The organism is Burkholderiales bacterium, assembly GCA_013695435.1.
Lineage (GTDB): Bacteria > Pseudomonadota > Gammaproteobacteria > Burkholderiales > JACMKV01 > JACMKV01.
Genome location: JACDAM010000200.1, coordinates 1 through 12,713, shown reverse-complemented (window position 1 = coordinate 12,713; position 12,713 = coordinate 1). Strand labels below are relative to the sequence as shown.

Genomic DNA, 12,713 nt, shown 5'->3' with positions numbered 1-12,713 from the left:
GGGCCCGGCCACGTGCCGTTCGACCAGATCGAGTACAACATGAAGCTCCAGCGCCAGCTCTGCCACGGCGCGCCCTTCTACGTTCTTGGGCCGCTCGTGACTGACATCTTCCCCGGCTACGACCACATCACCTCCTGCATCGGCGCCACCGCTGCCGGGTTCCACGGGGCCAGCATGTTGTGCTACGTGACGCCGAAAGAGCACCTCGGCCTGCCGAACAAGGACGACGTCAAGGATGGCATCATCACCTACAAAATCGCCGCCCACGCCGCGGCCCTGGCGAAAGGCCATCCCGGCGCGCAGATGCGCGACAACGCGCTGTCGAAGGCGCGCTTCGAATTCCGCTGGGACGATCAATTCAATCTCGGCCTCGATCCCGACAAGGCGCGCGAATTCCACGACGAAACCCTGCCGCAGGAGGGCGCCAAGCTGGCGCATTTCTGCTCGATGTGCGGACCGCATTTCTGCTCGATGAAAATCACCCAGGACGTGCGCGAGTACGCAGCACAGATCGGAACCTCGGAGAGCGAAGCGCTCGAACGCGGCATGGAACAGAAGTCGGCCGAGTTTCTCGACGAGGGCGCGGAGCTTTATCGGCGGGCGTAGCAGCGCTCGAATGTCTTCCCCTGTTTTTGCTACTGAGGGCGATTGCTTCCTCGCGAGGCTCCTGGCAATGACAATGTCAGCGATGTCATCGCGAGTCCGGATGGCAATGAAGGTCAGGAACGTCATTGCGAGCCTGAAGCGCGAAGCAATCTGGTTCACACCGGTGCGTCCAGCCAAATAACAAACATGCCAAAACTGCTCGAGCTTTTACAAAAAAACCGGTCGTGGGCCGACCGCATGACGGGGCGCGACCCGGAGTTTTTCCAGCGTCTCGCCCATATACAAAGTCCGAAATATCTCTGGATCGGCTGCTCGGATAGCCGCGTTCCGGCCGGCGCGATCGTCGATCTGCCGCCCGGCGAGGTATTCGTCCACCGCAATATCGCCAATGTCGTCGTCCATACCGATCTCAATTGTCTGTCGGTGCTGCAGTATGCCGTCGACGTGCTTAAAATCAGGCACATCATCGTCACCGGGCATTACGGCTGCGGCGGCATTACGGCGGCGGCCTCGAAAAGAAAGCTCGGCCTGATCGACAACTGGCTGCGCCATGTGCAGGATGTCGAGCAAAAGCATGCGGCGCTGCTTCGCGATATCGGCGATCCAACCGCGCGGCTCGACCGATTATGCGAGCTGAACGTCATCGAACAGGTCGTCAATGTCTGCCAGACCACGGTCGTCCAGGACGCTTGGGAACGTGGCCAGACGATCAATGTGCACGGCTGGGTGTACGCGGTTCAGGACGGCCTGCTGCGCGACCTCGAGATAACGGTCAGCGATCCGCGGGAAATCAGCGTGCAATATGAAGCGGTCATGAAAATGCGGCAAAATACCGATGGCGGTGTGCTTCCGCCCCGCTAAAAGAGAAGTCACCCACGAACGGGCGCTTTGCGCCAAGGTTTCCACGCGCCGGGCTGGCGGGAATTCCGCAACAGGCGTAAGGTCATATCGAAGCTTCGAAAGCGCATTGGCCGCATTGGCGAAAAAAGCAGCAGTTCGGAACGGGATGGCAAACCCGGTTTCCTGCCCGGTTTCCCGAAAAGGCGGGTTGGTGTTGATTGAACTAGGATGGAGGACATCATGCGGAAGATTTTCCTGACCATTGCCTGCTGCCTGGCTTTTTCCGGTTCTGCCTTGGCGGAAACGGACGCGCAGAATGCCCTGTCCGACACGACGATGGCGCAGATTGCTCAGCTTTTGTCGCCCGAAAGTCTGCTGCGGGGACAGATCACTGAAGACGATGTGACCGAAATTTTTGCCATCCTGCGTTCCGGCATGCTCGGTAAACCAGCGGAACCTTCGGAGCAATTGCGGAAAAAGCTGGAAATGCTCGGGCAACGCATGAAAGTGCGCGGCGCAATCGCCGGCATGCTGTTCATGGATGAACTCGAACGCGCCACCAAGGAAATGGTGCGCGAGATCAACCGCGATCCGAATGCGATTTGATCGACGGCGCATTCTGCGAAAGCCGGCTGCCAGGCCGGCTTTTTATTTGGCTTTATCGCCGGAACGCGGATACCCAACCTGCCTGGGCCAATGAAAACTTATAAAGGCAGTTGTCACTGCGGTCGGGTAAAATTCGAAGTCCGCACCGATCTCGAGAAAGCATCGAGCTGCAATTGCAGCCTTTACAGAAAAAAGGATCGATTCATCACCGAGTTGCCGCCGATCGCTTCACGCTATTGACGGGGCAAGGAAGCCTTGACGCTGTACCAGTTCGGCACAAAATCGGCTAAACATTTTTTCTGCAGCCATTGCGGAATCTGCCCGTTTCACCATCCGCGGATTGCGCCGGAGATGATCAGCGTCAACTTACGCTGTCTGGATGGTTTCGAGCTCGAATCCGCCGGCATCGAGATTGAAAAATTCGATGGCAAAAACTGGATCTAGCGCGTCTGTTTGATAAGCACCGGTGTAGAAGTAGAACCCGCGCCCAAGGATTCGTATGGAGATTTTCCTGCTGCTGAAAGCGTTCGTCCTGGGCATTGTCGAGGGCCTTACGGAATTCCTGCCCATTTCCAGCACCGGACATTTGATCCTGGCAGGCGCCCTGCTTGATTTCGATAACCCGAGAGGCAAGGCGTTTTACATCATCATTCAGGCAGCGGCGATGCTGGCGGTATGCTGGGAGTATCGGGCGAAAATCGGTGAGGTTATCTTTTGCCTGTCGTCGCATACCGAGCGCGGCGCCAACGCGCGCCAGTTCGCCTTCAATGTCGCTGTTGCGTTTGTGCCGGCTGCTTTGCTCGGTTTTGTTTTCGCATCGAAAATCAAAATATATCTGTTCGCGCCGGTGCCGGTTGCGCTGGCATTCATCGTCGGCGGCATCATCATTCTTTGGGCGGAACGGCGCGATCACACGGTGGCCGTCGAAGAGGTTGACGACATGCGCTGGAAGGACGCGCTGAAAGTCGGGCTGGCGCAATGCGTGGCGCTGATTCCCGGAATGTCGCGCTCCGGGGCTACGATTATCGGCGGCCTGCTGTTCGGTCTTTCGCGCAAAGCCGCCACCGAGTTCTCGTTTTTTCTCGCCATTCCGACCTTGTTCGCCGCGACCGTCTATGAGCTGTTCACGGAGCGCGCAATTTTGAGTTTCGATGACATCGGCATTTTCCTGGTCGGCGGCGCCGCTTCCTTCGTATCCGCATTCATTGCGGTGCGCGCGTTGCTGCGCTACATCAGCCGGCACGATTTTACTGTGTTCGCCTGGTATCGCATTGTGTTCGGCATCGTCGTTCTGATAACGGCTTATAGCGGCGTCGTCGAGTGGACGGCGGGCTGAAGCCCGGATCAAAAAGCGCCCGCAACGTTCGACCAAAGCGAAAGCTTCTCGAAAACAGCCGCTTTCTGAAATTCCTTTCTCGATTAGCGCTGGGGCCGCGCCGCGCGATTCCAGGGCCGACGGATCGCTATCGCCGGCTCTTCGGCACGCCCGATCTCGCGTCCGCCGTGTTCGCTTCGCTTGTCGGGCGCATTCCGATCAGCGTTACGGCGCTGGCCATTCTGCTGTTCGTGCAGGCTCGCTCCGGCTCGTTCGCCAGCGCCGGCGCGATCAGCGCGGCTTACGTGTTGGGGCTGGCGTGCGCATCGCCGCTGGTCGGCCGGCTGGTCGATCGCCGCGGACCGCGCGGAATCCTGATGACGACCGCGCTGATTTATCCGGCGGCATTGCTGTTGCTGATCCCGCTGGTCGGCAGCAACGCGCATCCGGCGTGGATCGCCGCTGCGGCCGCCCTTGCCGGCGCTGCGCTGCCGCCGGTTACGGTTTGCCTGCGCGCGCTGTTCCCGCAGCTCTTGGCCGACGATCAGTTGCTGCAAACGGCTTACGCGCTCGATTCGGCGCTGGTGGAGATGATTTTTATCGCCGGCCCGATCCTGGTTGCGGGTTTTATTGTGCTGGCTTATCCGCAAGGCGCGTTATATCTGGCCGCTACTTGCGGCGCGATCGGCAGCATTATCTTCCTGCGCAGCGCGGCTGTGCGACACTGGACTTTGCATGAGATCGAACCCGATCGAAGCCTGCTCGGGCCGCTGCGCGACCGGCAGCTTCTAGCGCTGTTCGCCGCGACGCTGCTTTATGCGGGCGCGTTCGGCCTCTTTGAAGTCGGGGTATCGGCGCTGGCCGCGAACCAGAATCGCCCCGCGGCGGCGGGCTTGATTCTGGGCGCAGCCAGCATCGGCAGCACGGTGGGCGCGCTGATTTACGGCAGCCGCACCTGGCAGCCGGCTGTCACCGCGCAATTCCTCGCGGCATTGGTGCTGATGGCTTTGGGCATCGCAGCAGTCGCGCCGATCACCGATCTTTACTGGTTTGCGGCGATCGCCATCTTTGCCTGCGCGCCGATGTCGGTCGCGCTCGCCGCGGAATCGACCTTGATCTCGCGGCTGGCGCAGCCTACCATGCTGACCGAAAGCTTTACCTGGATGGGGACGTTCCTGCTGACCGGCGTCAGCTCAGGGATCGCTGCGGGCGGCCTGCTCGTCGACAGGTTCCCGCCGCTGTACGTTTTTATCGCCGCCGCGGCTGCGACCGGCTTCGCCGCTTTGCTCGCCTGGCTGAATCTCGACCCGGTTCCGTCGGCTGCAGCCCGGTTTTCCGGGGCGGAGAAATCAGACGACAGCGCTCAGTTTTGAATCCACGGCAGACCGGCCGCTTTCCAGCCGCCCGTGCTGTTGCGATGTCGATCGGCATCCTTGTCGCCTTCGAATCCTTCCAGCACGTTGTAGCAATCCGGGAAACCGGCTTCAGTCGCGGCCATCGCCGCGTGGTGCGAACGTGCGCCGCTGCGGCACATGAACATGACCAGCGATTCCTTGTCGACCTGCCGCCCCAATTCCTGCATGAAAACTTCGTTGGGCACCATGCCGGGATAACTCATCCACTCGATTTCGACAGCGCCCGGCACGCGCCCGACCCAATCCCACTCGGCCTGGGTGCGGACGTCGACCAGTTTTGCGCCTGGCGCTTGCTGCATCAATTCAAAGGCCTCGCCGGGCAGGAGTGCGCCTTCGTAAGGCAAGCTCATTTCTTTCGCGCGATCTTGCGCGGCTTTCAGGATTTCGCTGATGCTACTCATATTGCCCCCGTTTTGAGCTGACGTTTCGTTTCTGTTTGCACCATGTTAATGCATTGAATGCGTGGCTTGCACTCTTTTGGCGCGCCCTGAATCAGAACGCCACGCTCAGGAACGCGCGCGCCCCGCATCAGAATCGCGAGCGCCGGGGACTTGTGGCAGAATGCGCTTGTTCCCGGCGGCAATGGAATGCTAAATGCTAAAGCAATTCGCCGCGCCTCAGCTTTTAAGTTCGCCTGTTAAGTTCACCGTTGAATCCCCGAAGTAGCGCGCCTATTCCCGAAGGTGTTCGCCTATCTGACCGTCAAGAAAAGGAGCAGGAAATGCCGGTAGCCGATGTTTTGAAGATGATCAAGGACAAGAAGGTCGAATTCGTCGATCTGCGTTTCACCGATACGCGCGGCAAGGAACAGCACGTTACCGTTCCGGCGCGGCTGTTCGACAAGAGCAAGTTCGAAGACGGTCATGCTTTCGATGGCTCGTCGATCGCCGGCTGGAAAGGCATACACGCCTCCGACATGCTGCTGATGCCCGATGCCGACGCAGCCTACATCGACCCGTTTCTTGCCGATACCACGCTGCTCGTGACCTGCGACGTGGTCGAGCCGACCGATGGCAAAGGCTATGATCGGGATCCGCGCTCGATCGCAAAGCGCGGCGAGGCGTATCTGAAATCGACCGGCATTGGCGACACCGCTTATTTCGGCCCCGAGCCCGAGTTTTTCATTTTCGACTCGGTACGCTGGAATGTCGATATGTCCGGCTGCTTCGTCAAGATCGAGTGCGAAGAAGCGCCGTGGTCCAGCGGCGATTCGTTCGAGCACGGCAACACCGGCCACCGCCCCGCCATCAAGGGCGGCTACTTCCCGGTGCCGCCGGTCGATTCCCTGCAGGACATCCGCTCGGAAATGTGCCGCCGCATGGAAGAAATGGGCGTCGAAGTCGAAGTCCATCACCACGAAGTCGGCGGCGCCGGCCAATGTGAGATCGGCACGCGCTTCGGTACGCTGGTCAAACGCGCCGATGCCATGCAGCGCCTGAAATACGTCGTACACAACGTCGCTCACGCTTACGGCAAAACGGCGACCTTTATGGCGAAGCCGGTGGTCGGCGACAACGGCTCGGGGATGCACGTGCACCAGTCGCTGTGGAAAGGCAGCAAGAATCTGTTTTCCGGAAACGGTTATGCCGGCCTTTCGGAGACCGCCCTGTTTTACATCGGCGGCATCATCAAGCACGCCAAGGCGCTGAATGCGATAACCAACCCGGGCACCAATTCGTACAAGCGCCTGGTGCCGGGCTTCGAGGCGCCGATCAATCTCGCCTATTCCGCGCGCAACCGATCGGCCGCTTGCCGCATTCCTTACGTCAGTAATCCGAAGTCGCGCCGCGTCGAAGTGCGCTTCCCGGATCCGACCGCCAATCCCTATCTCGCTTTCACGGCGATGATGATGGCCGGGCTCGACGGGATCCAGAACAAGATTCATCCCGGCGATCCGATCGACAAGAATCTGTACGACTTGCCGCCCGAAGAAGCCAAGGCGATCCCGCACGTGTGCTCGTCTCTGCAGCAGGCGCTCGAATGCCTCGAGCAGGACCGCGAGTTCCTGACCCGCGGCGGCGTGTTTTCGGACGACATGATCGACGGCTATATCGAACTGAAAAACGAAGAGTTGACCCAGTTCATGATGACCACGCATCCAATCGAATTCGCGATGTACTACAGCTTGTAGTCGGCTGCTCCGAATAAAGAGCGGGGAAATAAAGGCGGGGACATCCCCGCCTTTTTCTTTGCCTCGTATCCTGAAAAGGATCGAAAAGCGAATGGATCGGCGATTCCACGACCCTGCCCTCTGGCGGCGCTGAATTGCCAAGCCCTGGTAGCTGGCTTAGACTGGATTTTGCCTCCGACGTCAACGCCGCAGAGCATTGAACGTTGCAGGCTCAGGACTTTAACGGGAGCCAAACCATGAAAGGCAATTATCTGTATTTCCTCATCGCGACAGCGGCCGTAGGCGCATTGGCGGCCGGGTCTGCCGCCGCTGAAACCTGCAAGTACGAGGACGCGTCGGGCAAGGTCACGTATTCCAATGTTGCGATCAAGGGGGCAAAGAAGATTCAATGTTTCGAACCGCCGGCCGCGCCGCCCGCGGGCGCAGCCCGCCAGGCCAAGGTCGCGCCGAGCGACGCCAACGTACCGGGCCTGCCCAACGTCGATAGCGATACGCAAAAAAGGCGCGACGAAGCGCGCCGCAAAATTCTTGAATCGGAGCTTGTGCTCGAACAAAAACTGCTTGCGGAATCGCAGCAGGCATTGACCGAAGGCGAAGCCGTGCGCCTCGGCAACGAAAAGAATTACCAGAAGTATCTCGACCGCATCCAGGAATTGAAGGACAACGTCGGCCTGCACGAAAAAAATGTCGCGGCGCTGAAGCAGGAGATCGCGAACATCAAGTAGCCGACCATCATCCGCAACAGACGGTCGGCAGGCACCGCCCGTTGCGGACCTTCTCGCGGCGCAATACCAATGGCTTGCTTCTTGCTGTAAAGCTGGGAAAACCTCCGATTTCCAGCCTATGCAGCCCGCCGTCGCTTCCGCTTTTTTCCCCGGCCTTGAAGTCCTTTCAACAGCCGTCGTGCTGCTGGGTGACGACCTCGTCATCCGCTACGCGAACCCGGCCGCGGAAACCCTGTTCGAAGTCAGTTGCAAAAGCATCGCCGGCCAGCGTCTCGATCAGGTTTTCCCGTACGACGGCGCGCTCGCCGCAATCATCCTGAATGCGCGGACCCAGGATTGCAGTTTCACCGAGCACGACCTCACGCTCGGCCTTGCCAGTCATGCGCTGCTGCACCTGAGCTGCACGTTCACGCCGTTCGAATTGTCGCACCGGTCCGCGCAGGAGGGCACGACTGGAAGCGCGAATCGGCGCGTGTATCGAGGCGCGAATTGGCTTGAGAATCGGCGTGCGATTTGGCGCGGCCTGCTCGGCGAATTTCGTCCCATCTCGCAGCAACTCAAAATCGCGCGCGAGGAACGCCTGCTCGATCAAAGCCAGTCCAATCGCGATTTGATGCGCAACCTCGCGCATGAAATCAAAAATCCGCTCGGCGGCATTCGCGGCGCCGCGCAGTTGCTGGAACGCGAGCTTGGCCGCCCGCAATTGCGCGAATACACACAGGTCATCATCAAGGAATCGGATCGGCTGCAGACACTGATGGACAGATTGCTGGCGCCGCACCGGCCGCCGCAACTCGTCGAATTCAATATTCACGAAGCGCTCGAAAGAGTGCGCAGCCTGATTCTGGCGGAATCGCCGGAGCGCATCCGCGTCATCCGCGATTATGACGTCAGCATTCCCCCGCTGCTGGGCGATCCGGAGCAGATCATCCAGGCGCTATTGAATATCGCGCGCAATGCAGCGCAAGCGATCGCCGGCGCCGGCGCCATCACCCTGAAGAGCCGCGTGATCCGCCAGGTCACGCTGGCGCGCGTACGCTATCGGCACGCGCTCGCGCTGCAGATAATCGACGATGGGCCCGGCATACCGGAAGCGATTCGCGACCGCATTTTCGATCCCCTGGTATCCGGGCGTGAAGACGGCAGCGGCCTCGGGCTCACCGTCGCGCAAACTTTTATCAACCAGCACCAGGGTACGATCGCGTTCGACAGCGCCCCCGGTACAACCTGTTTCACTATCATGCTGCCGATGGCGGAAAACGCAGAATCAAAACGAATCACATGATTACGCTCGAAAACGGTGTGAAATCGGTCTGGGTCGTCGACGATGACCGCTCGATAAGGTGGGTGTTCGAAAAAGCGCTGACGCGCGAAAGCATCGCGTTCCGGACGTTTGCTTCCGCGCAGGAAGCGCGCGATGCGCTCGCGATCGCGACGCCGCAGGTCGTCGTCAGCGATATCCGCATGCCGGGCGGTTCCGGCCTCGAACTGCTGCAAACGCTGCGCAGCAGCCATCCGCAGATTCCAGTCATCATCATGACGGCTTACTCGGATCTCGAATCGGCCGTTTCCGCGTTTCAGGGCGGCGCCTATGAATACCTGCCCAAACCGTTCGATGTCGATCACGCCATCGAGCTCATTCGCCGCGCCTTGGAAGAAAGTCTGCGGCAGGCTGCAACGGTCAGCGAGCCGCTGGTGGCCGGCACCGACATACTCGGCCAGGCGCCGGCGATGCAGGAGGTATTCCGCGCCATCGGCCGTTTGTCACAATCGCATTCGACCGTGTTGATCAACGGTGAATCGGGTACCGGCAAGGAACTGGTGGCTCGCGCGCTGCATCGCCACGGCCCGCGCGCCCAGCAGCCCTTCATCGCAATCAACACTGCCGCGATTCCAAAGGATCTGCTTGAATCGGAATTGTTCGGCCACGAACGCGGCGCCTTCACCGGTGCGCAAAGCATGCGCCGCGGACGTTTCGAACAGGCCGACGGCGGCACCCTGTTCCTCGATGAGATCGGGGACATGCCGGCCGATCTGCAAACTCGGCTGCTGCGCGTCTTGTCGGACGGGCATTTTTACCGCGTCGGCGGCCATCAGACGATCAAGGCCAATGTGCGCATCATCGCCGCGACCCATCAGGATCTCGATCAGCGCGTCAAGCTCGGCCTGTTCCGCGAGGATTTGTTTCATCGCCTGAATGTCATCCGCCTGCGTCTGCCGCCGTTGCGCGAGCGGCGCGAGGATATCGGCCTTTTGGCCAGGTTTTTTTTGCAAAAAAGCGCGCACGCGCTCGGCGTCGAGGCCAAGCGCTTTTCCGATGCCGCGCTGAAGTTTCTCGCCTTGCACGATTTCCCGGGAAACGTTCGCCAAATCGAAAACCTGTGTCATTGGCTGACCGTGATGGCGCCCGGGCAGACCATCGAGCTGCTCGATCTGCCGGCCGAACTGCGCGCCGAACGCGGGGCGGAGCTGGCGCCGGATTGGCAAACGGCGCTCGGAGCCGTGGTCGATCACGCCCTGAAGCACGGCGAGCGCGGCCTGCACGCCGAGTTATCGCGGCAATTCGAAACCGTGCTGATCACGACAGCGCTATCGCATACCGGCGGTCGCAGGGTCGAAGCGGCGGCGCTGCTCGGCATGGGCCGCAATACCTTGACGCGAAAAATTCAGGAACTCGGAATCGATGCGGAGCCAGCGCCGGGCGCTTCGGGTGCGACCGAACAACCGGATGCGGCTTCCCCCGAATAGCGTCGTTATGAAAACTGCAATGAACGGACAAAGGAGTTAGAGCCGCGTTTCTGGTAGCACTTGTCCTCACGGCGGCGGCGCTGGCGGCGCGAAACGCGACTGCCGGCTCCGCGTCGGATTCCCCTGTCCTCGAAGTCGGCGCAATTTCGAGCGTGCCAATTTGCGGGGCTACGTTGATTTCCTGCCCAATCCCCACAACGCGATTTTTTCTTGCCGAGTTTCAGAATATAAGGACTGCGGCGCTTGACGTCCGCTGTCGATTGCCTCAGGTTGATGCATCCGTTTTCACGTGAGCGCGATCATGATCATCCCTGTCGCCATCATCGTCTGCGCACTGCTCGGCGTGGTTTTCGTGCTCGCGGCGCTGCGCAGTTTCTGGCGCCACCGTGCTTTGGCAGGTATAGCGAACGCCACTGCCGGCGTACTGCTGCTTGCGCTGGCCGCGGTGTTCGCGCTGCTGGCGGCAGGCCTGCATTCCTATCATCGCCTGTCGGCCGAACAGGATGTCGGCGAGATCGCATTCAGCGCGCTTGGCCCGCAGTCTTTTCGCGCCAGCCTGCTCTATTCGCCCCTGACGAAAGGGGCAGAGGCCGGCACAGAGGAAATCTTCGCATTGCGCGGCGATGAATGGCAGATCGATGCACGCGTACTGAAATGGCGCGCGTTCGCCAACGTGCTGGGTTTCGATACGCTGTATCGGCTGGAACGCTTGTCTGGCCGTTACCGGAGTATCGAAGATGAGCGCACCGCGCCGCGCACGGTTTACGAACTGACGCCGCCACAGGTCATCGATATCTGGCTGCTCGCCCGCCGCTACCGCGAACGCGTGCCGTGGGTCGATGCGCTATACGGCAGCGCCGCTTATTTGCCCATGGCCGACGGCGCACGTTATGCGATCAGCGTTTCGGCATCGGGCCTGGTCGCGCGGCCGCTGAATCAGGAGGCGCGCGATGCAACGGGTGGATGGCGCTGACGGTGAACGGCAACGGGTGATATGGCGCTGTCGTGCGGCGTGCAGAAGGAACCCGGTTTCTTCAATGGCTCCGGATTCCGGTTTGAAGCATGCTGGAACAGGTTCGCGGGGAATGATCGTCATCGGTCCGCACTTTTGCACAGGATGAGCGCGAAATCGGACGGACACTTTCTGACGCTGCCATAAAGCGCGTCGTCCTCGTCGGCGCCGGTCACGCGCATTTGCATGTCGCGCGAAATGCGCACGAATTCGTACATCGCGGCGTCGAGCTGGTCCTGATCGATCCGGGAAAATTCTGGTATTCGGGGCTCGCCACCGGAATGCTGGGCGGCATGTATGAACCCGCGCTCAATCAGATCGACGCGCAGCGGCTCATCGAATGCGCAGGCGGCACGTTCATCGCCGATACGGCGGTCGGGCTCGACCGCGAGAAAAAGCTGCTGTGCCTGGCGTCCGGTGCGACGCTTCGCTACGCGCTGCTATCGCTCAACATCGGCAGCGAAGTTGCGCTGCCGCGCATGAATGGGCAAGACCATGCCGCGTTGCCGGCAGCGTTTGAATGCGGGCCGCGCATCTGGAGCGTCAAGCCGATCGCCAATTTGTGGCGACTGCGCCAGCAACTCGAGCAGCGATTTCAGCCGGCGCCAAAGACGGCGTCGCCGCACCAGATCGTGGTTGCCGGCGGCGGCGCGACCGGCTGCGAAATCGCGCTGAACATCGATGCGCTCGCGCGTAAATGCGGCGCACGTATTCGGCTTTCCCTGATTTCGCGCAGCGCGCGCCTGATCAGCCGGCAGCCGCGCGGCGCGGCGAAGGCACTCGCCGCTTGTCTGCGACAGCGCGGCATCGAGCTCGTCGCTGGAAGCGCGTTGCAAAAAATCGATGCCGATCGCTTGCTGGCCGGCGGTCAAAGCTACCGGTTCGACGTGCTCGTGCTGGCAACCGGCCTGAAGCCGGCCAGGGTCATCGCGGATATGAATCTGGCCGCGGCGCGCGGCGGAATCGACGAGGAAAGCGACGAGAGAAGCGGAATGAAGGTCGAGCCGACTCTGCGCTGGACTGCCGACTCCGCCATTTTTGGCGCGGGTGACTGCATCGATTTCGCTGGACGGGAATTGCCGAAGCTCGGCGTGTTCGGCGTCAGGCAGGCGCCGGTACTGCTGCATAATCTGCTCGCGGCGCTCGATGGCTTGCCATTGCAGGATTACGAGCCGCAAAAAAATTATCTTGCGATCCTGAATCTCGGATGCGGCGACGGCCTCGCCACTTGGGGCCCATTTTACTGGCGCGGCCGCGCCAGTCTGTGGTGGAAAGACCGCATCGACAGACGCTTTCTGGCGCGCTATCAGAATGG

The 12,713-nt window shown here is 60.6% G+C and carries 12 protein-coding genes; 11 read left to right on the top strand and 1 reads right to left on the bottom strand.

Features of this window, described 5'->3' with window-relative positions:
- The 5 genes from H0V78_10180 to H0V78_10160 form a co-directional block, all read left to right on the top strand.
- Window positions 1–606 (top strand): phosphomethylpyrimidine synthase ThiC (locus H0V78_10180; GenBank protein MBA2352125.1); only part of this gene is annotated, 606 nt, incomplete at its 5' end.
- Between the two features lie 186 nt (window positions 607–792).
- Window positions 793–1,467 (top strand): carbonate dehydratase, encoded by a 675-nt coding sequence (gene can / locus H0V78_10175; GenBank protein MBA2352124.1) that lies wholly within the window; start codon window positions 793–795, stop codon window positions 1,465–1,467.
- 219 nt (window positions 1,468–1,686) lie between these two features.
- On the top strand, window positions 1,687–2,052 hold the full coding sequence (locus H0V78_10170) for a hypothetical protein (protein ID MBA2352123.1): 366 nt from the start codon (window positions 1,687–1,689) through the stop codon (window positions 2,050–2,052).
- 499 nt (window positions 2,053–2,551) lie between these two features.
- The gene (locus tag H0V78_10165) at window positions 2,552–3,388 is read left to right on the top strand and encodes an undecaprenyl-diphosphate phosphatase (GenBank protein ID MBA2352122.1); all 837 of its coding nucleotides are present in this window, start codon (window positions 2,552–2,554) and stop codon (window positions 3,386–3,388) included.
- A 167-nt stretch (window positions 3,389–3,555) separates the two neighbouring features.
- Window positions 3,556–4,740, top strand: coding sequence for an MFS transporter (locus H0V78_10160; protein ID MBA2352121.1), 1,185 nt, complete (start codon window positions 3,556–3,558; stop codon window positions 4,738–4,740).
- On the opposite strand, the gene H0V78_10155 is transcribed toward H0V78_10160, so the two are convergent.
- Complete coding sequence (locus H0V78_10155) at window positions 4,731–5,183, bottom strand: rhodanese-like domain-containing protein (GenBank protein MBA2352120.1); 453 nt, start codon at window positions 5,181–5,183, stop codon at window positions 4,731–4,733. The genes H0V78_10160 and H0V78_10155 overlap by 10 nt on opposite strands.
- Before the next feature lie 320 nt (window positions 5,184–5,503).
- Here H0V78_10155 and glnA point away from each other — a divergent pair, with 320 nt between their 5' ends.
- The 6 genes from glnA to H0V78_10125 all read left to right on the top strand — a co-directional run.
- On the top strand, window positions 5,504–6,913 hold the full coding sequence (gene glnA, locus H0V78_10150; protein MBA2352119.1) for a type I glutamate--ammonia ligase: 1,410 nt from the start codon (window positions 5,504–5,506) through the stop codon (window positions 6,911–6,913).
- 236 nt (window positions 6,914–7,149) lie between these two features.
- Window positions 7,150–7,638: a DUF4124 domain-containing protein gene (locus H0V78_10145; GenBank protein ID MBA2352118.1), complete on the top strand. Its 489-nt coding sequence runs from the start codon at window positions 7,150–7,152 to the stop codon at window positions 7,636–7,638.
- A gap of 118 nt (window positions 7,639–7,756) precedes the next feature.
- Window positions 7,757–8,923, top strand: a complete 1,167-nt coding sequence (locus H0V78_10140; GenBank protein MBA2352117.1) for a PAS domain-containing protein — start codon at window positions 7,757–7,759, stop codon at window positions 8,921–8,923.
- A 17-nt stretch (window positions 8,924–8,940) separates the two neighbouring features.
- Window positions 8,941–10,386, top strand: coding sequence for a nitrogen regulation protein NR(I) (ntrC, locus tag H0V78_10135; protein ID MBA2352116.1), 1,446 nt, complete (start codon window positions 8,941–8,943; stop codon window positions 10,384–10,386).
- 301 nt (window positions 10,387–10,687) lie between these two features.
- Window positions 10,688–11,359 carry a hypothetical protein gene (locus tag H0V78_10130; protein ID MBA2352115.1) on the top strand — a complete coding sequence of 224 codons (672 nt, stop codon included), beginning with the start codon at window positions 10,688–10,690 and terminating at the stop codon, window positions 11,357–11,359.
- A 221-nt stretch (window positions 11,360–11,580) separates the two neighbouring features.
- A partial coding sequence (locus H0V78_10125) for an FAD-dependent oxidoreductase (protein ID MBA2352114.1) occupies window positions 11,581–12,713 on the top strand: 1,133 nt, incomplete at its 3' end.